The organism is Mucilaginibacter sp. UR6-1, from assembly GCF_020880975.1.
Classification (GTDB): Bacteria; Bacteroidota; Bacteroidia; order Sphingobacteriales; family Sphingobacteriaceae; genus Mucilaginibacter.
Map to the genome: position 1 here is coordinate 207,938 of NZ_JAJIWP010000002.1, position 21,028 is coordinate 228,965.

Below are 21,028 nucleotides of genomic sequence, written 5' to 3' on the forward strand. Positions count from 1 at the left end.
AACTTGAGTGGAAATAAAAATGAATATCACAACAAATATCAAAAAGAAATTAAGTTTGCTTGCAATAGCTATGTTGCTGACGGTGATGGCCTTTGCACAAAACGCCACCATTGTGCAGGGTACCATACGCGATGCAAAAACCAAGGAAACCCTGCCCTATGTTTCAGTAGCGGTGGTGGGTACATCCCAGGGTGCCAATACCGATATGAATGGTCATTACCGTATCACCATAAACGGTACTTATAACCAGTTGCAGGCATCATACGTAGGTTATAAAACGGTAGTAAAAAATATATTGCCCGGCCGCGAGCAAACTGTTGATATATTAATGGGCGATGATGCCAAACTGCTGAGCGAAGTAGTGGTAAAAGCGGGCAAAAAAAAGAAATATACCAACAAGAACAATCCGGCGGTTGAGCTTATACGTAAGGTAATTGCCAATAAGGACAAGAACCGCTCAGAAGCTTACGATTATACGCAGTACAAACAGTACGAAAAGATGTTCTTTTCGCTGAGTAACCTGTCCGACAAGTTTAAAAACCGTAAGATGTTCCGTAACTACCAGTTCCTTTTCCAGGAGCAGGATTCAACAGCCATAGGGGGTAAAAACCTGTTGCCTATGTATATGGAAGAAAAGCTGTCTGACAATTACTATCGTAAAGATCCGGAAAAGAAAAAGCAGATAGTTACCGCCCACAAGCAGGTTAAGTTTGATGAGAACTTTATTGATAATGAAGGCTTGCAGCAATACTTTAACCGCATGTATCAGGATATTGAGATTTATGATAACAACATCTCACTGCTGAGTAACCAGATACTTAGCCCGATAGCCGGTTCGGCACCTGCGTTCTACAAATTTTTTATTACCGATACGCTTAAAGATCAAAGCCCGCAACTGGTGGAGCTGAGCTTTACACCGCGTAATACTACCGACATGCTTTTTGAGGGCCGCTTATATGTTACCCTTGACGGTAACTACGCGGTTGAGAATGCTGTACTTACAGTAAACAAAAACATCAACCTCAACTTTGTGCGCCAGATGATGGCCACACTTACCTTTGAGAAAAACCCCGACGGCCGTTACCACCTGAGTGGCAGCGACCTGAAGATGGACTTTGGTTTGAACAAAAATAAAGGTGGGGGTATATTTGGCCAGCGTACCGTAACCATACAGGATTTCAGCATAAACCAGCCGCAGCCTAAAACAACTTATGATGGCCCGGCAGTAGTGGTAACCAAGGATTCGGAAGATAAGAGCGACTTGTTCTGGCAATCAAACCGCCTGGACACGCTTTCGGTACAACAGCGCGATATTTATAAGAATATTGATAGCCTGCAAACCATACCATCCTTTAAGCGTACCATGGATTTAATTACCCTTTTTATAGCGGGTTATAAAAACTTTGGACCATTTGAGGTAGGGCCGGTAAATACCTTTTACAGCTTTAACCCGGTTGAAGGTTTCAGGCTGCGCCTGGGTGGCCGTACCACTACAGCGTTAAGCGAGCGTTATTACTTTGAAACTTATGGCGCTTATGGCTTTAAGGACGAAAAGTTCAAGTACTTTTTAAGTGCTACCTATTCGCTCAACAACAAGTCTATCTACCGTTTTCCGCAAAACTATGTAAGGGCGAGCTTTCAGCACGATACCAAAATTCCGGGTCAGGAATTGCAGTTTGTGCAGGAGAGCAGTTTCCTGTTATCATTTAAACGCGGTAATAACGATATGTGGTTGTATAACGACATATTCAGGTTAGATTATGTGCACGAGTTCCGTAATCACTTTTCATACAACCTCGGCTTTAAAACATGGTCGCAAAGCCCTGCCGGTGCCCTGTATTTTCAAAATACGCTTGATGGGCAGGCCAACAACGTACGTAAGCTAAGCACTACAGAACTATCGCTGCAATTGCGTTATGCGCCTTATGAGAAGTTTTACCAGGGCAAACTATACCGTACGCCGATACCTGATAAGTATCCCATATTTACATTGCAGTACAACCAGGGCGTTAAAAACCTGTTAGGCGGCGATTATAGCTACCAAAGCATTACAGCCAATATCACCAAGCGTTTCTATTGGTCGCAGTTTGGTTATACTGATATATCAACCGAGGCGAATAATTTGTTTGGCCAGGCGCCATTTCCGTTGCTTGATATACACCGCGCCAACCAATCCTACGCGTTTCAGTTTCAATCATACAACCTGATGAACTTTTTGGAGTTTGTGAGCGACCATTACGCGGCCATTAATATTGACCATAGCTTTAATGGTTTTATATTTAACAAGGTGCCGCTGCTCAAAAAGCTAAAATGGCGTGAGGTGATCGACTTTAAGAGCCTGTGGGGTGGCATCCGTGATGAGAACAACCCGGCTTTAAATCCTCAACTGTACAACTTTCCGGTAAGTACCGAAACCGGTGCGCCTATTACTTACTCATTAAATAATGGGCCTTATATGGAGGGTAGCGTAGGTATATCAAACATATTCAAAGTATTGAGAATAGATTATGTTAAACGTTTCTCATACCTTGATCACCCGGGCATTGCCAAAAACGGGGTAAGGTTTTTTGTAAAGTTCGATTTTTAAAAATTCTTAACTCAATATATATCAAGAGGCTCGTATTTGTTACGGGCCTTTTTTTGTTCGCGGCTATTGCATAGTAAAAATATTCATCGTAATATTGCGATATATATGGGCATCACCAAAACAGAGATATTTACCGACGAGCAGAACAAGCTGGCTGTGCTGTTAAAGGCTATTGCCCATCCTGCGCGTATCGCCATATTGCAGCATATTATTAAGGCTAATGCTTGTATATGCGGCGACCTGGTAGAGGAGTTGGGCTTAGCGCAGGCAACCATATCACAACATCTGAAGGAGTTAAAAAATGCCGGATTGATACAGGGCAACATCGAGGGTGCCAGTATTTGCTATTGCATTGAACCAAATGCCTGGGCAATGCTGCAAAGCCAGCTTAGTAACTTTTTTGGTTCATACAAGGCACCTAAAACCTGCTGTTAAAAAATTTGAGTTTAATCATCGTAATATTGCAATAATACAATTGATATGGAACCACTAAAATGGCAAACTTTTAAAGAGTATCTTACCAATAATGCCGGGCTTAGGCTCCAGTTTCAATATGCCGAAGGGCAATGGGTTGATGCATCATACCACATAACCGAAATAAAGCAGGCTCCCGTAACATCAGTTGATTGTGGTGGGGTGATGAATGCCTGGACAGAAGTCGTTATGCAACTATGGGAGCCCGTAAGCGAAGGTAACCGCCGGGCCATGAAGGTAGATAAAGCGCTTTCCATCATCAGTGTGGTTGAAAAAGCCATGCCGCTGTATCCGGCGGCAGTGGTAAAAATTGAATTCGGCAACCAGCAGTTTGATACCCGGCAATTGATACCTAAAGGTTTTATTATTAACGATGGAAATTTGATAGTTGATTTGAGGCCCGATACCGTGCAGTGCAAGGCCATTGAGCGTGGCGGTAGCTGCGGCACGCCAGGGGAGGAGAGTAATAACAAGCAGACTAATTTGCAAAACCTGGTGGCTGCATCGTGCTGTACGCCCGGTTCAGGGTGTTGTTAGTTAATTAAAAACCATGATCACACAATCAGCTATTTCCCATAAGCAACAGGTGGTTAATTTACTACAGGCGCAGCACCTGCCATACGCCGATCTGCCTCAGGATCTGAATAACTTTTTTGTTGTAACCGGGGCCGAACAGTTAATTGGTGTAGCCGGTTTTGAGGTTTATGAAGGTTATGCGTTATTACGTTCTGTTGCTGTTTTGCCTGAATACCGGGGCAAAGGTATTGCCGCAACGTTGTTAAGCATAATAAACACGCGCGCTGTAAGCATTGGTGTAAAAGAGCTGTGGCTGTTTACTGAAAGTGCTGCCGGTTATTTTGAACGCCTGGGCTTTACCCAAACATCGCGCGGGCAGGTGCCTGCTCCGCTCAGGCTGTCAACGCAGTATAGTTCGGTTTGCCCGCAATCAGCCGCGGTAATGTTCAAATCCATCCAATAACACATATCACTTTATGAAGAATGTTTTAGTACTATGTACCGGCAATAGTTGCCGCAGCCAGATAGCGCATGGTTATCTCGCCTTGTTTGCGGCGGGTAAAGCCAATATATACAGCGCCGGCATTGAAACCCACGGTGTAAATCCTCAAGCCATAAAAATAATGGCCGAAGATGGTATTGATATATCAGCCCACACATCAAACCATGCAGATGAGTATCAGCACATAAAATTTGACTACGTGATAACTGTTTGCGATAATGCTAATGAGGCTTGTCCTTACTTTCCGGGCAATGTGCAACGGCTGCACCACAATTTTCCTGATCCGGCTAAGGCCACCGGTACCGGAGAGGAGATTTTGCAGCAGTTCAGAATAGTGCGTGATATGATCAAAACTTACGCGCTTGATTTTGCTGATAAGCACCTACAGGTTCAATATGGTAGTTAATAATCATCAGGCCGTTGTTAAAAGCAAGCGTTTAGCCGTGCTTGACAGGTATTTAACCCTCTGGATATTCGCGGCTATGGCCACAGGACTGTTATTGGGTTATTTAATGCCTGCATTATCGTTGGCAGTGGGGGCTTATGCTTCGGGTACTACCAATATACCGCTCGCGGTTGGCTTGATATTGATGATGTACCCGCCGCTGGCCAGAGTAAGGTATGAATACCTCGGGCAAATATTTAAAAATGTGAGGTTGCTCAGTCTGTCAATCTTCCTTAACTGGATAGTTGGCCCTGTACTAATGTTTGCACTGGCCGTATTGTTTTTGCATGACCGGCCGGATTATATGGTAGGCGTTATCATGATAGGCCTTGCCAGGTGCATAGCTATGGTAATAGTTTGGAATGATATGGCCGATGGCAGCCGTGAGTACGCCGCAGGCCTTGTAGCTCTTAACAGTGTTTTCCAGGTAGTGCTTTACAGCGTTTATGCTTACGTTTTTATAACCGTGTTGTTGCCGCTGTTTGGCTTTAAAGCCGAAAATATTAGTGTAAGCGCCGGTGAAGTAGCCTGGTCAACCTTTATATATTTAGGCATACCCTTTACTGCAGGTTTTGCCGGGAGGTACCTGCTTGTAAAAATGAAGGGAACGGAATGGTACGAGCGGCGGTACATACCAGCTATTTCCCCGGTAACACTTATCGCGTTACTGTTTACCATTATTATTATGTTCAGCATTAAGGCTAAAGTAATTATTAAATTACCTGTTGATGTATTGCGTATAGCCTTGCCGCTGGTAATTTATTTTGTGTTGATGTTTGTACTGAGCTTTTTTGCGGCTAAGCGTTTTAAAGCGGCCTACCCCCAAAATGCTGCAATTGCTTTTACCGCTACCGGGAATAACTTTGAGCTGGCCATAGCGGTTGCGGTAGGTGTATTTGGTATTAATTCAGGGCAGGCGCTGGCAGGCATTGTGGGGCCACTGGTTGAGGTACCCGCATTAATTTTATTGGTTAAGCTGATTAGCAGGTTACGAGTAAAGTATTATAAGGACTGATTGTAAATTAAATTTTGTATTTTTCGACACAATGTGTATTATTGTCTAATGATTAAAGCGGAAGCAATAGATAGCGTACGTGAGGATATAATTACCGCCGCTGATGAGGTATTTAAAAAGTATGGTTACCTGCGGGTGAGTATGCAGGATATATCAAAAGCCAGTGGTAAGGGCAGGAGTACGCTTTACTATTACTTTCGTAATAAGATGGAGGTATTCGATGCCGTATCGCACAGGCTGTTCAGCCAGTTGCTGCGCGAGTGCCAAAAGGTGATAAGCCCGGAGGCTACCTTTGTTGAAAATATTGAGCGTTATTATACGGTAAAGCTCCGTAACTTAAAAAAATTAGTATCAACCTACTCATTGGTAACTGATGATTTTAAGCAGGACCCATCGCTTCTGGCATCAAAAACACACCATCTGCAAACCCACGAAATTGCAATGCTTAACAACATTATACAATGGGGGCAGGCAAATAAGGAGTTAGCCCAGCTAAGCAGTGATGATAGTGTATTCCTTTCAGAAATATTTGTTACGGCCTTTAAAAGTTTTGAACAGGAAATAATATTTTATAACAGGCTGCAAAATTTTGAAGAAAAAATAAACTGGTTAGCCCAGATATTACATAAAGGATTAACTTAAAATTTTTTTATTGTTATTTCGACACAAATACGCCAAGTGTCTATATGATTAATCGAACTATAGCGTTATCTATATAATTACAACTCACTTCACTACACATCAAATCAACCAATCATGATAGCAAGAACCGCACAAAGGCAAACGTCAAAAAGCAAGGAGCAGATAGTTGACAGCGCGATCAGACTTATCAGCAAGTACGGCTTTGAACAGTTAACGCTCGACCAGGTGGGCGTGGCAGCCAATGCCAAGCGTTATGCCATTGTTGCCAAGTATGGCAACCTGGGTAACCTGATGCAGGTATGCCTGCAGGCCAGTCTGGATAGTTTAGCGTTGTTTATGTCGTTACGCGCTTACCGCAACGATTATCGTGAACATAAAACTGAGGATTTTTGGGCCTTGCTGGTAGCCTTTAACACCCATAATGCTGATAAGGCCAGTGTTATTTGCCGTTACCTGCGGTCGCCATCCATTTTCCAGGCGCAGGATTTCCGTACGGAGCTGGTAAAGCTTCTCAACCCGATCTATGATCATTTTGAGCAGGGCCTGCTGCAAAACAGTAACGTGCATATCAGGTTCATATCTTTTAAGTATCTGTACCAGTCGGCATGTACTTATGCTGATAACAAAGCGGCCTCTCAGTTAAGCCACACCGCATCAGTAAGTGTGTATTATAACAACAAGGTAGCACCTGAGTTAGAGCGTATATTAAGGCTGCCTATTAACTAAGCAGGCAGCCTTAATGCAGTAGTGAGAGAGGGGGAATTACTTTAATCCCTCAATTTCATGCAGGGTTTTGGGCAGATACTTGCCTAATAGCTGGTGCCCGGTATCGGTTATCAAAAAGTTATCCTCAATACGTATGCCGCCAAAATCGCGGTAGGTGTTAAGTACATCATAATTAATAAAACTGTTGTATTTGTTTTCGGCCTGCCAGCGGTCTATCAGTTCCGGTATAATATATATACCCGGCTCAACGGTCAGCACAAAGCCGGTTTGCAGCTCACGCCCCAAACGCAGAGATTTTAGTCCGAAAATGCTCGTTTCCTTTTTCAGTTCATCAGTGTAGCCAACAAATTGCTCGCCAAGGTCTTCCATGTCATGGGTATCCATACCCAGCATGTGCCCTAAGCCGCACTGAAAGAACATGGTATGCGCACCGGCAGCTACAGCCTCGGCAGGGTCGCCCCTCATAATGCCAACGCTAACCAAACCCTCAACCAGTTTTTGGCAGGCAGCAAAGTGAATATCAAGGTACCTTACACCTGGTTTAAGCATGCTGATGGCATGATCCATAGAATTTAATACCGTATTATAAAGTTCGGCCTGCCTTGAGGTGAATTTTTTACCTGCCGGAAAGGTGCGCGTAAGGTCGCCGCCGTAGTGCATGGCATTTTCGGCGCCAATGTCGCTCAGCACCATATCGCCTTCTTTTAGTTGGTGCCCATAATAATGCGTGTGCAGGGTTTGGCCCTGTGTAGTGATAATTGCTGGATAACCCAGCCTCGCGTTATTGGCGATAGCTACCTGGTGCGCGTGCGATACCAGCTCATAGCATTTTACGCCCGGCTGCGAATTTTTAATTACCGCCAGCTCCATATCAATGCTGATGTTTACCGCTTTTTCAAGTTCGGCAACTTCAAGGGGCGATTTAATAACACGCTGCCCAACTACTTTACGGATCAGTTTTTCGGACACGAGGCCTTTTACCCCGGCTATAGTTTTACCAAACCATGCGGACAGCTTGATCACATTCTCCGGCCGGTAAGGTGGTAATATATGTACCGTACGGCCTTTGCTTACAGCGGTTTGTATGTAATCGGCAATGGTATTGTACGGTTTGGTTTTGCTGATGCCCACCATAGCCGCCATCTCGCTAACTGTAGGCAGGGTGCCTGTCCACACAATATCATCAATGGTGAGTTCATTACCATAAATGATCTCTTCGCCGGTTTCGGTATCAATTGTGGCTGCCAGCGCGGGTACATCAAGCCCGAAATAATACAGAAAGCTGCTGTCCTGGCGGAAGAGGAACGTATTGTCCTTATAGTTCATGCTGCTTTCCTCGTTACCCATAAACAGCAAAATGCCATCGGTGCCAAAGCGCTGTTTTAGTATTTCACGGCGGTTGTTATAAACGTGTTTTTCAAATAGGTTGATCTCCATGTTGAAATATATTTAGTATGCACAAAGCAAAGCAAAATAATTTAAACAGGCTTACCGCTTTTTAGCATTTAACAGGAGTATGTCATAGCCAGGGGTAACATACTTTAAAAACTTTAACAACCAAAAGCTATTAAAAATCGTAATATAAAATAGGCTAAACCGTTGCAAACGGTAATTTCCTTGATATACAATTTACACGATATGCCCCTTAAAGAACTTGAACGATTGCAAACAGTACGAAGATTTTTGCAATTGCCAATGGATTATGAACATCAGCTACAGGAAATTACCCGCCTCGCTGCATATATATGCGGGCAGCCTACGGCGTTAATTACGTTTATTGATAAGGATATTCAGCACATTAAGGTAAAGCACAACTTTGAATTTAGTGAAACCCCCAGGTGCGATGCCTTTTGCGACCATGTTATAGGCAAAAAGGGTGCTATGATAGTTAAGGATGCCATGCTTGATGATAGGTTTGCCGCAAATCCGCTGGTGCAGGATGACCCGCACATCAGGTTTTATGCGGGTGTGCCGTTAACAACGCATGATGGCTATGATTTAGGAAGTTTATGTGTGATTGGTAAACGGCCCGCTGATCTGTCGCCCAGGCAAACCGAAATGCTGGAGGTATTATCAAGGCAGGTGATCAAGATACTGGAATTTGAGGCCAGTGTTACATTGCTGAAAGAAAAGCAAGCCGAGTTACTGCGTACCGAAATAGAGTTACACGCTTTTTTTGAAAGTTCGGTTGAGCAACATTTGCTGCTTAACCGGGATTTTGAGATACTGGCATTTAACAAAGCCTGGGATAATCATGTAAGATCGGCCTATGGGCGGAGCCTGGAGCGGGGTAAAAAAATGACGGATTATATACACCTCGATCATTTAGCGCAGTTTTACCGTGATTATAACACCGCCCTGCGCGGAACTGCCGTGTTTGATGAGCGTAAATTGAAAAGCGACGGCAATGATGCCTGGTTCTTAGTTAAATTTGAGCCCGCTTTTGATGCCGGCGGACAAATTATTGGCGTATCAGTAAATGTTGTTGATGTAACGCGCCGTATTAAAAATGAGGAAATGGTAAAGGCCCAAAAGCAATCGCTGCAAAATATAGCTTTCATTCAATCGCATGAGTTGCGGCGGCCGGTGGCATCAATACTGGGTTTAATGGATCTCATCAATGCCGATGGTAACCAGCCCCAAACAATAGAATGGCAATATCTGCAGGAATCAGTTAAGGAGCTTGACAGCATGATCCGGATGATAATTGATGAAACGGATTCGGATAAAAAGTAAAACTATGCCTTTTGCGCCCGTCGTTTTAACCATGCCCTTACCGGTTCATCGTACCATTTTAACGCGGCATAGGCCAGCATTACCGAGCCAAAAAAAGTAAGCAACGCATACGGTATGGCGTGGCCAAAGCTCATACTTTTATCGCGTGCTACCCAACCTGTATAAATGTAAATAAAAGGGTAGTGGGTGATGTATAGCGGGTATGACAGATCGCCTAAAAACTTACTGATGCGTTTGCCGGTTTCAGTATGTACCGTCCCGCTGGCACCCAGGTAAACAATCAACGGAAATAACAGGATGATGATGACCGACTCGTATACTCCGTTCATCCATAAACTTTGCTGATCACCGATACGGGGGATGGCCAGCGCGATGATCAGCAGCAGGCTGCACCATGCAAAAGCGTTTTTAATATGCGTTGGTTTGGTTATGCGCGATAGCAGCAGCCCGCCAAAGAATGGGAACATCATGCGGGTAAAGCCAATACGTGTATGCTCCAGGTTGGGTGTCCACCCGCCAATAACATCGCCGTTAGGGCCGGTTATCAGGTACTGTACCAACGCCACCGCTGAGGCAATCACCAAAATTGACAATGCCCATTTGGGTAATTTGCGTAAACCGAGGGCGTATAAAATGTTGGCGATGTACTCAAAGTATAACGACCAGCCCGGCCCGTCCAGCGGGTGCATTTCCTGCCAGCCGCGGATGTCCCATGATGCAGGTACAGGTATCAGCGTAAAGCCTACGAGCATTACCACCAGCAATTTCCAAACCGGTACGTTGTGTATTTCGGGCCACATGGGCGAATCGGAATAATAAAAGCAGATGGCACCCACCACCATGCCCACAATAACCATAGGTTGCAACCGCGCCAGCCTGCGCCTGAAGAAACCGCCAATGGTAAGCTTACCCCAACGGTCGTCATACGCGTAACCAATGACATAGCCCGAAAGCAGGAAAAAGAAATCGACCGCGAGGTAGCCGTGGTTGATCATCATATCAAACTTACTGGTAGCATGTGCCTCGCAAATATGAAAGATGACTACGATCAAGGCCGCCACACCGCGTAAGCCGTCAAGTATCTGGTAATGGGGTTTAGAATTTAATTGGTTAGATTGCATGTAGTCAAATTTAGAATAATAGATGGATAATGCTAATGCTTCGACAGGCTCAGCATAACAAGGCTGTTAACATAAAAGTGTAGGGCATGTCATCCTGAGCTTGTCGAAGGGTGCGAGCGGTGGATTGGAACGGCGCCTAATGCTTCGACAGGCTCAGCATGACAATTCTTACGCCAGCTTTCTGCGCAACCATTTCCGTACCGGCTCATCATATAACTTTAAGGCGGCATAGGCTAAAACAATTGCACCTATCAATATAGCTAAGGCATAAGGCCAGGCCTGCACAATGGTTACACCTTTGTTGTTGCTGATCCAGGCTACATAAAAATATACTATCGGGTAATGCACCAGGTAAAGCGGGTACGATATTTCGCCCAGAAATTTACAGATCCTGTTCTCGCGCCGGGTTTGCAGCACGCCGCTGGCCCCAAGGTAAACTATAAGCGGGAATATAATGATGATGCAAACAGACTCATAAAGGCCGTTCATCCACAAATGCCCGGCACCGCCAATACGTGGCATATACAGCACGACTGCTACTAAAAGGCTACACCACAAAAAAGCGTTTTTAATTTGGGTTGGCTTCGCTACGCGCGCTAAAAGTAAACCGGCAAAGAAAGGATAGATGGTACGGGTTAGCCCCACGCGTACCTGCTCCGTGTTCAGTGTCCAGCCGCCGCTAACATCGCCGTTGGTAATGGCCAGGTGAGCCAGTGCAATGGCAGCGATAACCACCAGTATACTTAATGCCGTGTTAGAGAATTTTCTGATCCATAAGGCATAGAGGATGTTGGCGATATACTCAAAAAATAACGACCAGCCCACACTGTTCAGCGGGTGCATTTCCTGCCAGCCGCGTATATCCATTGATAAGGGTATAGGCAAAATGGTATAGCCGATCAGCATCACCAGCAGCATCTTCCATAGCGGAACGGTATGGATAAGCGGCCACAGCGTGGAATCGGTATAATAAAAGCCGATAGCGCCGAGCGTCATGCCCAAAATTACCATGGGTTGCAGGCGTTCAATACGGCGTTTAAAAAAGTTGCCGGCGGTCATTTTAGGCCAGCGGTCGTCATACGCGTAGCCGATCACGAAACCGGATAGCAGAAAGAAAAAATCGACCGCCAGGTAACCGTGGTTAACAATAATATCAAAATGCCCGGTGCCCATGGGCTCCGCCAGGTGAAAGGTTACCACAATAATGGCCGCAACGCCGCGCAGTCCGTCTAAAATTGGGTAATGGGGTTTAGCATTTAATTGATTAGATGGCATGAATAACGGATCATTTTATCATTTTAACTTATCTCTATAAATCCAATTCATATGTGCACATAATCCATGTATATCTGGAAAGATAGTTCTATTGTTTGTACCAAATGCGGCAAGTTTTTTAAGGATTTCTATTTTCCCACTTGCAGGAATTATAAGCTTAATTATTTTTTTCTTTACCTCAACATTTTTTTCTAAACCAACAAAACTATTCGTTTTGTCTGAATATTTGTGAGCAGTGAACCATCCGGACTGAGCTACAATTCTATCATTGTTAAGCACAGGTCTTAATATTTTTGTTTTATTGCCTTTAAAAGGTGATAAGTCTTTATTGACATCTACTAACATTGATTCATCACCCTTTAAAATATAAATAAAAGCATTCTTTTCAAGCATGAATTCATTTTTGCAAGCAAACCATAAGGCTATCAAGGGATTGCTTGTCCAGTCTAATAGCCTTGTTTTTAAACCATAATGTTGAGCATAGACCAACAAATCCCAGTCGTTTATAATGTCTTTGTTTAATAATAAATGAGATCTTCTTCTAAATTCTAATAGCATTTCAACCTCTATCCTGGTCGTATTTAATTTGGGGTTACTTCTTGCAATACTTGGCAATAATGAATTATCATCACATTGCCCTCTAAATAAAGTTATTTGATTTCCTAATGAATTTAATGATTCTGTATATATCAGATACTCTTTGAATGACTCTATGGTTTCTATTTGCATGAGTTTTTTAAATTGGTTAATAGGAAGGGATTGATCATATTTTACGAAAATAATATATTGTTGTCATTTCTAAAACCTGCTTCCCATCACACAATCCCCTGACCATTATCACTATTTCCTAACGTACTTAGGCTGATATTTGTGGCAAGATTAATACTTGATCTTGCAAACGAATTTAAAACTCATCGTTATGAAAACCCTATTCGTCCCTACTGATTTTTCGGCCGCTGCCGAAAACGCTGCGCAGTACGCGCTTGCCATTGCTCAGGCTACCAGGGCCAATGTAAAGTTGTTCAACGTGTTTATGGTCGCGGCAGCAACGCCCATGGCGGCCCAGGTTGCCTGGCCTTTGTATAATTATGAGGCCGTGGTTGAAAGTACCAATGCCGAACTAAATAAGCTCGCCAATAAACTTACCAACCTTGATGACAGTCGCGCCGTTGAAGTACTTACCAGTTGCGAAAGCGCGGCGGGTAACGTAGCCGAAATGATTAACCAAAAGGCGGTTGACGAACGGGCCTGCATGGTGGTGATGGGTACATCCGGATCGGGCGATGTGCAGCACTTTTTTTTAGGCAGCACCAGTAATAATCTGATCAGTAAAATCGCGGTGCCGCTGTTGCTCGTGCCGCCAAAATATCAGTTTAAACCCATCAAACGTATAGCCATAGCCACTGATCTGAGTGACAGCGAAATAGAGGTGATCCAATCAGTAGCCAGTTTGGCAAAGTATTTTAATGCTGAGCTGGTGCTGTTTCACGTAACCGATGATAAGTACGAACCGGAGTACGCCAAAAAGATTGATGTTTATCTGCGCGAGGTTACCAACCGCATAAACTATAGTAATGTATTTTACCGGCATGTAAAAAGCACGGATGTTAACCATGGCGTGGAGTGGATAGTTGAGCATGGTCTGGTTGATATGCTGGCTATTATACACCAGGAACACAATTTTTTCGATAAGCTGTTTAGCCGCAGCCATACACACCACGCGGCCAAGCATATTGATATTCCGCTGCTGGTATACCCATGCGCAAGCAAGCGTTTTATCGCGCCTGCTTTTTAGTAATAAATTGGCATTAAAATATAGACAATGCAAGGCTTATAGCCGATGTTATTTGAAAATGTCGGCTATCTTTTTTGTCATGGCTTCCTCGTCGCCTGTTGAAAGTAATATTTTACCTTCCTTATCAACAAGTACATAGTGAGGCAGATAATTAACGCCGTATAATGTGCTTACATTTCCGGGCTTACTCGGTGCGCGTTCATCAACCACCTGCATCCATGGCATTAATTCCTTATCGAGCGCTTTCTTCCAGCTATTTTTATTTTGATCGTCAGATACACTTACTATGTTAAAACCTTTGTCGTGGTATTTGGTATACACGTTTTTCCAGTTAGGAATAGCCGCTCTGCATGGTACACACCAGCTTGCCCAAAAATCTATCATTACATAGGTACCCTTCGTTTCAGATAGACTGAACTTAGTATTATCCCTTTTCAACAATGTAAAGTTGGGTGCTGCTGTCCCCGTTTCTTTATTTACAAGATTAGCGGCAGTTACAGCAAGGTTTTTATAACATACAGATTGTTTTGCCTCACCGGTGAATTGAGCAACAGCTTCTTTAAATCCGGGCGGCGTGGTATGGTAAAATTGCTTAAATAATTCATAGTAATCATTGTAAATATGTACCGCAGCTATAGACGACGGATTTTTGTCGACATACTTTTTGATCCATGTTTTCTGCTTTTCAATCATGAGTAGTTTTAATGAATCCATTTGGGTCTGATTATCACCTCCTTTTTTGTAAATGGATTCCAATGATGAGAAGTAATGACTATAGTCGGTTTCTTTCTTAAACCGAAGATAAGTATCATTTATAGCTGAGCCTTTTTGATTAATTGACCATATCATTACCGAGTTATCAGATTGATGCATGGCTCCGATGGTGTCAATATTGAAGGTCATGTTTGCATTTTCTACAAACGCGCGAAACATCCAGTTTACCGGGGTAATAACAAAGCCATGCCTCTCAGAAATATTTACTTTGCCTTGCATCACAAATTTGCCGTTTTTAATAATAGCACTGTCGGCAAAACCACTTAGGTCTGCTGTGTACATCCGTATCATTCCGGAGTCTATTCCAATAGCCGTTCCGTTGATGGTGTACTGCTGCGCATGTGCTTCAATAGTTAAAAACAAAGTAAGCAGGCTGATAACAATATTGATTGTTTTTTTCATTTATAGGCAGTTCAGGTTCCTGTTGGTTAAATATAAAGCATTCCTGTTAATTATTAAAACGTGACGTAAGTCACTTTTAAGGCCTCTTTGTATCATTTAACCAACGGGGCGCTTATCACATTTTTGTATTAACTAAAGCGAGCCATTATGTTAGTTAATACCACTGCAAAATCAACATGTTACCACTGCGGACAGGATTGCGAAGAAACCACTTACCAATTTGATAAAAAGGAGTTTTGCTGCGTTGGCTGCCGGGGCGTATACCAGGTACTATCGCAAAGCGGCTTGTGTAATTACTATAACTATAACGAACATCCCGGTGCCAACCGCGCCCGTACCGACAAACGCTTTGAGTATCTTGACGAGCCGAAGATCATCAGTGACCTGGTTGATTTTACAGATGGCGGTATAACCATCGTTACTTTTTATATCCCTTATATCCATTGTAGCTCGTGCATCTGGTTGCTTGAACAGTTGCACCGCCTTAACCCTGCCATTTATTACAGCCGTATCGATTTCCTGAAAAAGCAGGTGAACATCCGTTTTGATAACGGGAAGATCAGCCTGCGCCAGGTGGTTGAACTACTGTTTGATATTGGTTACGAACCCCTCATCAACCTGCAGGATGTAGTGAAAAAGCAATCCACAGGTCAAAAAGATAACCTGGTACGCAAGATAGCCGTAGCCGGTTTTTGCTTTGGCAATGTGATGCTGCTCAGTTTCCCGGAGTACTTAGGCTTGGCCGGGCACGAGGAAAGTTTCAGGCGCTTTTTTGGCTGGTTAAACATTGTGTTCTCGATACCTGTAGCCTTTTACAGCGGTACCGAATATTTTACATCGGCTTACAATAACCTTAAAAACAAGGTTCTGAATATTGATTTCCCGTTAGCTCTGGGTATTGCCGTGCTGTTTATACGCACAGTGGTTGAGATCCTGACCCATAGCGGGCCCGGCTTTGCCGATACGCTTTGCGGCTTGGTATTCTTTCTGCTGGTGGGCAAATTTGTTCAACGTAAAACTTACTACCATATTTCTTTCGAGCGCGATTACAGGTCGTTCTTCCCGGTGGCGGTACAGGTGATAACGGATGAAGGCGAAAAGCCCCTGCCATTGAGCGATCTGAAAGTTGGGCAGCGTATCCGTATCCGTAATAACGAGATCATTCCCGCCGATGCTATATTATTAAAAGGCAACGCCATGGTTGATTTTAGCTTTGTAACGGGCGAATCGGCACCGGTAAATAAAACTTTGGGCGAGATCATCTACGCAGGTGGCAGGCAGATGGGGGAGGCTTTGGAGATGGAGATCGTAAAACCTGTATCACAAAGTTACCTTACCCAGTTATGGAACAATGAGGCTTTTACCCGCCGGCAGGATAACCGCATGCAAACCTTTAACGAGCGCGTGAGCAAGCATTTTACCATCGTGCTGCTGGTTATCGCTTTTGGTTCGCTGCTGTTTTGGCTGCCGTTTAACTGGCAGCGCGGCCTATCGGCATTTACCGCCGTGCTGATCGTGGCCTGCCCCTGCGCTTTGGCGCTGAGCACGCCGTTCACCATGGCGGCCGCGTTGAGCGTGTTCGACCGAAACTTTTTCTATCTCAAAAATACCGCCGTGGTTGAGCAGTTAGCCCGCATCAATACCCTTGTGTTTGATAAAACAGGCACCATCACCAGTAATAACAATAAATTACTTACCGATCATACCACCCTTTCGGCAACGCAAAAGCAACTGGTACAAAGCGTTTGCATCAACTCCGGGCATCCCCTCAGCAGGCAGATCTGCGCTTACCTGGGTGCAGGTACGGTTTTGCCGGTATCTGCCTATAATGAAATTCCGGGCAAAGGCATCCGTGCCGTAATTGGCGAACATTTGGTTGCTATTGGCAGCAGCGAGTTTGTGGTGAACGGCGGTTACGAACTGAGTAACACCACCATGGTGCATGTAGTTATTGACGAAGTTTACCAGGGTTATTACAGCTTTAACCACCAATACCGGGATGGTTTGCAGGAGGTGGTCGCGTTATCGCCAAAATATGAACTCTACCTTTTATCAGGCGATCAGGATCATGAGCGTAACGATTTGCTGCCCTACTTTAACCATCACAGCCACATGCTGTTCAAACAATCGCCACAGCAAAAGCTGGATTTTATAAAGCAACTGCAAAGTCAGGGCAAAAAGGTAAGTATGCTGGGCGATGGGTTGAATGATGCCGGGGCGTTAAAGCAAAGCGACCTCGGTATTGCCATAACTGATAATGTGAATAATTTTTCGCCGGGCAGTGATGCCATTCTGGATGGGCGGTCGTTAAAAAGTTTTCCACGGTTTTTAACGTTTGCAAAGGATACCGTGAAGGTGATCCATATCTCCTTCTTTATATCGCTCACCTATAACCTCATTGGTTTAAGCTTCGCGGTAACGGGCAAACTGTCGCCGCTTACGGCAGCCATACTGATGCCGCTGAGCACAGCCACTATTATATCATTCACCAGTATTGCCACCCACGTGGCAGCCAAAAAACGCAAGTTGCTATGAGCATAATTTATTTTTTAATAGGGTGCAGCATATTGCTGGCCCTGGGCTTTTTATGTGCCTTTTTTTGGGCGCAGCGCAAAGGCCAGCACGATGACCTTTACACCCCATCCGTGCGCATCCTGCTGGATGACGATACCTCCGGCGAAGCCAAAAAATGATGTACATCATGTTTATGGCTAACCGGCATCACGTGCCGGGCATAGCAGGCAATCTAATTTTACACCATTAATTATTTGAACTAACCGCAATATTATGCAACCCGAAAAATTTTACTACGATAACAAGATTGTACGAAATTTTGGAATTGCCACCATTGTTTGGGGAATTATAGGCATGACGGTAGGGCTACTGGTAGCCATGCAGTTGTTTAAACCCGGCATGAACATGGGCAACCAATACACTACCTTTGGCCGCATACGCCCGCTGCATACCAACGCGGTGATCTTCGCGTTTGTGGGCAACGCCATTTTTATGGGCGTTTACTACTCGCTGCAACGCCTGTTAAAGGCCCGCATGTTTAGCGATGCCCTGAGCAAGATCCACTTTTGGGGATGGCAGCTCATCATCGTATCGGCAGTAATTACTTTGCCGTTGGGCTTTACCACCTCGCACGAGTATGCCGAGTTGGAATGGCCTATTGATATTGCCATTACCCTGATATGGGTGGTATTTGGTATCAACATGTTTGGCACTATCATTAAACGCCGTGAGCGGCACCTGTATGTAGCCATCTGGTTTTATATTGCCACGTTTGTTACTATAGCGGTACTGCATATCGTTAACTCGTTCGAACTGCCTATATCAGGTTTAAAAAGCTACTACCTGTATGCCGGCGTGCAGGATGCGCTGGTGCAATGGTGGTACGGGCACAACGCGGTAGCCTTCTTTTTAACCACCCCATACCTGGGCATGATGTATTACTTTTTGCCCAAGATGGCCAACCGCCCGGTATATTCATACAAGCTGAGCATTCTGCACTTTTGGGCGCTGATATTTATTTACATATGGGCTGGTCCGCACCACCTGTTGTATACCACCTTGCCAAGCTGGGCGCAATCATTAGGCATCGTATTCTCTATTATGCTGATAGCGCCAAGCTGGGGCGGCATGATCAACGGGCTACTTACCCTGCGTGGCGCCTGGGATAAGGTGCGTGACGACGTGGTGCTTAAATTTATGGTGGTAGGCTTAACCGCCTACGGCATGGCCACTTTTGAGGGACCGATGCTTTCATTAAAGCAAGTGAATGCCATTGGCCACTTTACCGACTGGATAGTAGCCCACGTACACGTAGGCGCTTTGGGCTGGAACGGCTTTTTAACTTTTGCTATATTATACTGGCTGATACCGAGAATTTACCGCACACAACTATATTCACTCAAACTGGCCTCGTTTCATTTTTGGATAGGTACGCTGGGCATCTTATTCTATGCCGTGCCGATGTACTGGGCGGGCTTTACCCAGGGCTTGATGTTGAAAGAGTTTACCCCCGAGGGCATCCTGAAATACCCAACGTTTTTGGAAACCACGCTGCGCATCATCCCGATGCATGTTATGCGTGCTGTTGGCGGTGGTTTATACCTGGTAGGTGTGATTGTAATGGCTTATAACCTGGCGCGCACCATGGCTATAGGCAAGCTGGTAGCGCAGGAACCTGCCGAAGCCATGCCGTTGGAAAAGGTATTTGTAGCGCACGATGAAGGCGATAATTTTTGGCACCGCGTGCTGGAGCGTAAGCCGATACAACTGATGGTGCTTTCACTGCTGGTAATACTGATAGGCAGTATCATCGAACTAATCCCGACCATAACCATCTCCTCAAACGTGCCTACTATTGCCAGTGTAAAACCCTATACGCCGCTGGAGTTACAGGGGCGCGATATATACATCCGAGAGGGTTGTGTTAACTGCCACTCGCAAACGGTAAGGCCTTTTCGCTCAGAAACGGAGCGTTACGGCGAATACAGCAAGGCCGGTGAGTTTGTGTACGATCACCCTTTCCTGTGGGGTTCAAAACGTACCGGGCCCGATCTGCAACGCGAGGGGGGCAAGTACAGCAATGCCTGGCACTATAACCACATGCTCGACCCGAGGCTGATGTCGCCGGGCAGTATCATGCCAAATTACGATTGGCTGATCAACCAAAAGCTCGACACTACTACCACGGCATCTAAAATAAATGCCATGCGCACATTGGGTGTGCCTTACGCCGCCGGTTATGATAAGCTGGCCAATACCGAGCTGGACAAACAGGCCAAAGGTATTGCCGACAATCTGGCAAAAGACAAGATAAAGGTACAAAGCGACCGCGAGATAGTAGCGCTGATAGCCTATCTGCAACGCCTGGGTACCGATATTAAAGTAACTAAAACCGCTAATAACTAAGCGCCATGTTTAAACAATTTGTACAGGGTATTGATGGTAACCAGGTTTACCTCATCACCTCGTTAGCCATATTTCTGCTGTTTTTTATCGTGGTAACGGTAATGCTCATCCGCATAAAAAAACCACATGCCGACTATATGAGCGATATACCATTGAGCGACAATCAACCTAAACACCTAAATATACAAGAGCTATGAAAAAGCTATTGACCGCGTTTGTGCTGATAACAACTTTAGGCACTGCCCCTGTAATGGCAGCCAATGATACGTTGATGCCTGTTGATACCATGAACTACATTGGCTACGGCGCCATTATGCTGATGCTGGTATTGTTTGTAGTAACCATGCTGGTTTTGCTGCGTACGTTTAAGGTACTTACCCGCCTGTTAATGGGTGCCGAGGCTAAGAATGCGCCTGCGGAAGTTGAGGCGGAGGTAGTACCCGCTAAACCAAAGAACAGCCTGGTAAATAAGCTGCTCTCTTTACGTCCAATGGCCGAGGAGGAATCACTGCTTACCGAGCACGATTTTGACGGCATTAAGGAATTGAATAACCCCACACCGGCCTGGTTTATGGGGCTGTTTTATACAACAATTGTATTTGCGGTTGGGTACCTGCTTGTTTACCACGTGTTCGGCATAGGGCAGTTACAGGATCAGGAGTATCAAACCGAAATGACCATTGCCAATAAAGAGAAGGAAGCCTTTCTGGCGAAATCAGCCAACCGGGTTGATGAAAATACGGTCACCCTGTCAAAGGATGGCGCGGTATTACAATCAGGCGCTACGGTATTTAAAACCCATTGTGCCGCCTGCCACGGCGAGAAGGGGCAAGGTGTTGTTGGGCCTAACCTTACTGATGAGTACTGGCTGCACGGCGGTAAAATAAACGATGTGTTTAAAACCATTAAATACGGTGTACAGGCCAAGGGTATGCCCAACTGGGAAAAGCAACTTACCCCTAAACAAATTGCCGATGTAGCCAGCTATATCAAATCAATATACGGAACAAAACCTGCAGGTGCCAAAGAACCACAGGGCGATATTTATAAAGATGACGCTGCCGCTAAAACGGCATCTATTTAAAATAAACTACAGAT

General features: G+C 44.8%; 20 protein-coding genes. 15 read left to right on the top strand and 5 right to left on the bottom strand.

Annotated features, from left to right (window positions below):
* Positions 1 to 19: 19 nt before the first annotated feature.
* From LJ707_RS06150 to LJ707_RS06185, 8 genes are all read left to right on the top strand, one after another.
* Entirely contained in the window at positions 20 to 2,587 is a 2,568-nt protein-coding gene (locus tag LJ707_RS06150) for a DUF5686 family protein (RefSeq protein WP_370632379.1), read from the top strand.
* A gap of 105 nt (positions 2,588 to 2,692) precedes the next feature.
* Positions 2,693 to 3,022, top strand: coding sequence for a helix-turn-helix transcriptional regulator (locus tag LJ707_RS06155; RefSeq protein ID WP_228949934.1), 330 nt, complete (start codon positions 2,693 to 2,695; stop codon positions 3,020 to 3,022).
* A gap of 45 nt (positions 3,023 to 3,067) precedes the next feature.
* A complete protein-coding gene (locus LJ707_RS06160; protein WP_228949935.1) occupies positions 3,068 to 3,598 on the top strand; it encodes a DUF6428 family protein in 531 nt (176 codons plus the stop codon).
* A 13-nt stretch (positions 3,599 to 3,611) separates the two neighbouring features.
* Complete coding sequence (gene arsN2, locus LJ707_RS06165) at positions 3,612 to 4,040, top strand: arsenic resistance N-acetyltransferase ArsN2 (RefSeq protein WP_228949936.1); 429 nt, start codon at positions 3,612 to 3,614, stop codon at positions 4,038 to 4,040.
* A gap of 13 nt (positions 4,041 to 4,053) precedes the next feature.
* Positions 4,054 to 4,485: an arsenate reductase ArsC gene (locus LJ707_RS06170; protein WP_228949937.1), complete on the top strand. Its 432-nt coding sequence runs from the start codon at positions 4,054 to 4,056 to the stop codon at positions 4,483 to 4,485.
* Positions 4,475 to 5,539 (top strand): ACR3 family arsenite efflux transporter, encoded by a 1,065-nt coding sequence (gene arsB, locus LJ707_RS06175; RefSeq protein ID WP_228949938.1) that lies wholly within the window; start codon positions 4,475 to 4,477, stop codon positions 5,537 to 5,539. The genes LJ707_RS06170 and arsB overlap by 11 nt, the downstream gene beginning before the upstream one ends.
* Before the next feature lie 48 nt (positions 5,540 to 5,587).
* Positions 5,588 to 6,181, top strand: a complete 594-nt coding sequence (locus LJ707_RS06180; RefSeq protein ID WP_228949939.1) for a TetR/AcrR family transcriptional regulator — start codon at positions 5,588 to 5,590, stop codon at positions 6,179 to 6,181.
* 114 nt (positions 6,182 to 6,295) lie between these two features.
* A complete protein-coding gene (locus tag LJ707_RS06185; protein ID WP_228949940.1) occupies positions 6,296 to 6,907 on the top strand; it encodes a TetR/AcrR family transcriptional regulator in 612 nt (203 codons plus the stop codon).
* A gap of 36 nt (positions 6,908 to 6,943) precedes the next feature.
* Here the strand turns inward: LJ707_RS06185 and LJ707_RS06190 are convergent, their stop codons facing one another.
* Positions 6,944 to 8,344: an aminopeptidase P family protein gene (locus tag LJ707_RS06190; protein ID WP_228949941.1), complete on the bottom strand. Its 1,401-nt coding sequence runs from the start codon at positions 8,342 to 8,344 to the stop codon at positions 6,944 to 6,946.
* 201 nt (positions 8,345 to 8,545) lie between these two features.
* Between LJ707_RS06190 and LJ707_RS06195 the strand changes: the two genes are divergently transcribed.
* On the top strand, positions 8,546 to 9,643 hold the full coding sequence (locus LJ707_RS06195) for a GAF domain-containing protein (RefSeq protein WP_228949942.1): 1,098 nt from the start codon (positions 8,546 to 8,548) through the stop codon (positions 9,641 to 9,643).
* A 2-nt stretch (positions 9,644 to 9,645) separates the two neighbouring features.
* Here the strand turns inward: LJ707_RS06195 and LJ707_RS06200 are convergent, their stop codons facing one another.
* The 3 genes from LJ707_RS06200 to LJ707_RS06210 all read right to left on the bottom strand — a co-directional run bounded on the left by LJ707_RS06200 (position 9,646) and on the right by LJ707_RS06210 (position 12,768).
* Positions 9,646 to 10,764, bottom strand: a complete 1,119-nt coding sequence (locus LJ707_RS06200; RefSeq protein ID WP_228949943.1) for an acyltransferase — start codon at positions 10,762 to 10,764, stop codon at positions 9,646 to 9,648.
* 168 nt (positions 10,765 to 10,932) lie between these two features.
* A complete protein-coding gene (locus tag LJ707_RS06205) occupies positions 10,933 to 12,039 on the bottom strand; it encodes an acyltransferase (RefSeq protein ID WP_228949944.1) in 1,107 nt (368 codons plus the stop codon).
* A gap of 18 nt (positions 12,040 to 12,057) precedes the next feature.
* On the bottom strand, positions 12,058 to 12,768 hold the full coding sequence (locus tag LJ707_RS06210; protein WP_228949945.1) for an FRG domain-containing protein: 711 nt from the start codon (positions 12,766 to 12,768) through the stop codon (positions 12,058 to 12,060).
* Between the two features lie 190 nt (positions 12,769 to 12,958).
* Between LJ707_RS06210 and LJ707_RS06215 the strand changes: the two genes are divergently transcribed.
* Positions 12,959 to 13,834: a universal stress protein gene (locus LJ707_RS06215; RefSeq protein WP_228949946.1), complete on the top strand. Its 876-nt coding sequence runs from the start codon at positions 12,959 to 12,961 to the stop codon at positions 13,832 to 13,834.
* 48 nt (positions 13,835 to 13,882) lie between these two features.
* Here the strand turns inward: LJ707_RS06215 and LJ707_RS06220 are convergent, their stop codons facing one another.
* Complete coding sequence (locus LJ707_RS06220; RefSeq protein ID WP_228949947.1) at positions 13,883 to 15,010, bottom strand: TlpA disulfide reductase family protein; 1,128 nt, start codon at positions 15,008 to 15,010, stop codon at positions 13,883 to 13,885.
* Between the two features lie 147 nt (positions 15,011 to 15,157).
* On the opposite strand from LJ707_RS06220, the gene LJ707_RS06225 reads away from it, so the two are divergent.
* The 5 genes from LJ707_RS06225 (at position 15,158) to LJ707_RS06245 (ending at position 21,014) form a co-directional block, all read left to right on the top strand.
* The gene (locus LJ707_RS06225) at positions 15,158 to 17,545 is read left to right on the top strand and encodes a heavy metal translocating P-type ATPase metal-binding domain-containing protein (protein WP_228949948.1); all 2,388 of its coding nucleotides are present in this window, start codon (positions 15,158 to 15,160) and stop codon (positions 17,543 to 17,545) included.
* Positions 17,542 to 17,703: a cbb3-type cytochrome oxidase assembly protein CcoS gene (gene ccoS / locus LJ707_RS06230; RefSeq protein ID WP_228949949.1), complete on the top strand. Its 162-nt coding sequence runs from the start codon at positions 17,542 to 17,544 to the stop codon at positions 17,701 to 17,703. The genes LJ707_RS06225 and ccoS overlap by 4 nt, the downstream gene beginning before the upstream one ends.
* Positions 17,704 to 17,797: 94 nt before the next feature.
* Positions 17,798 to 19,930, top strand: a complete 2,133-nt coding sequence (ccoN, locus tag LJ707_RS06235; protein ID WP_228949950.1) for a cytochrome-c oxidase, cbb3-type subunit I — start codon at positions 17,798 to 17,800, stop codon at positions 19,928 to 19,930.
* 5 nt (positions 19,931 to 19,935) lie between these two features.
* Complete coding sequence (locus LJ707_RS06240) at positions 19,936 to 20,127, top strand: hypothetical protein (RefSeq protein ID WP_228949951.1); 192 nt, start codon at positions 19,936 to 19,938, stop codon at positions 20,125 to 20,127.
* Complete coding sequence (locus tag LJ707_RS06245) at positions 20,124 to 21,014, top strand: cbb3-type cytochrome c oxidase N-terminal domain-containing protein (protein WP_228949952.1); 891 nt, start codon at positions 20,124 to 20,126, stop codon at positions 21,012 to 21,014. The genes LJ707_RS06240 and LJ707_RS06245 overlap by 4 nt, the downstream gene beginning before the upstream one ends.
* Positions 21,015 to 21,028 lie beyond the last annotated feature (14 nt).

Bases quoted from the DNA above. Each gene is read 5' to 3' on its own strand.
- LJ707_RS06240 (WP_228949951.1), top strand. From the start codon at position 19,936: ATGTTTAAACAATTTGTACAGGGTATTGATGGTAACCAGGTTTACCTC.
- ccoS (WP_228949949.1), top strand. From the start codon at position 17,542: ATGAGCATAATTTATTTTTTAATAGGGTGCAGCATATTGCTGGCCCTG.
- LJ707_RS06190 (WP_228949941.1), bottom strand. From the start codon at position 8,344: ATGGAGATCAACCTATTTGAAAAACACGTTTATAACAACCGCCGTGAA.
- LJ707_RS06220 (WP_228949947.1), bottom strand. From the start codon at position 15,010: ATGAAAAAAACAATCAATATTGTTATCAGCCTGCTTACTTTGTTTTTA.
- LJ707_RS06205 (WP_228949944.1), bottom strand. From the start codon at position 12,039: ATGCCATCTAATCAATTAAATGCTAAACCCCATTACCCAATTTTAGAC.
- ccoN (WP_228949950.1), top strand. From the start codon at position 17,798: ATGCAACCCGAAAAATTTTACTACGATAACAAGATTGTACGAAATTTT.
- LJ707_RS06245 (WP_228949952.1), top strand. From the start codon at position 20,124: ATGAAAAAGCTATTGACCGCGTTTGTGCTGATAACAACTTTAGGCACT.
- LJ707_RS06200 (WP_228949943.1), bottom strand. From the start codon at position 10,764: ATGCAATCTAACCAATTAAATTCTAAACCCCATTACCAGATACTTGAC.
- LJ707_RS06160 (WP_228949935.1), top strand. From the start codon at position 3,068: ATGGAACCACTAAAATGGCAAACTTTTAAAGAGTATCTTACCAATAAT.
- LJ707_RS06210 (WP_228949945.1), bottom strand. From the start codon at position 12,768: ATGCAAATAGAAACCATAGAGTCATTCAAAGAGTATCTGATATATACA.
- LJ707_RS06150 (WP_370632379.1), top strand. From the start codon at position 20: ATGAATATCACAACAAATATCAAAAAGAAATTAAGTTTGCTTGCAATA.
- LJ707_RS06185 (WP_228949940.1), top strand. From the start codon at position 6,296: ATGATAGCAAGAACCGCACAAAGGCAAACGTCAAAAAGCAAGGAGCAG.
- LJ707_RS06180 (WP_228949939.1), top strand. From the start codon at position 5,588: ATGATTAAAGCGGAAGCAATAGATAGCGTACGTGAGGATATAATTACC.
- LJ707_RS06225 (WP_228949948.1), top strand. From the start codon at position 15,158: ATGTTAGTTAATACCACTGCAAAATCAACATGTTACCACTGCGGACAG.
- arsB (WP_228949938.1), top strand. From the start codon at position 4,475: ATGGTAGTTAATAATCATCAGGCCGTTGTTAAAAGCAAGCGTTTAGCC.
- LJ707_RS06170 (WP_228949937.1), top strand. From the start codon at position 4,054: ATGAAGAATGTTTTAGTACTATGTACCGGCAATAGTTGCCGCAGCCAG.
- LJ707_RS06215 (WP_228949946.1), top strand. From the start codon at position 12,959: ATGAAAACCCTATTCGTCCCTACTGATTTTTCGGCCGCTGCCGAAAAC.
- LJ707_RS06195 (WP_228949942.1), top strand. From the start codon at position 8,546: ATGCCCCTTAAAGAACTTGAACGATTGCAAACAGTACGAAGATTTTTG.
- arsN2 (WP_228949936.1), top strand. From the start codon at position 3,612: ATGATCACACAATCAGCTATTTCCCATAAGCAACAGGTGGTTAATTTA.
- LJ707_RS06155 (WP_228949934.1), top strand. From the start codon at position 2,693: ATGGGCATCACCAAAACAGAGATATTTACCGACGAGCAGAACAAGCTG.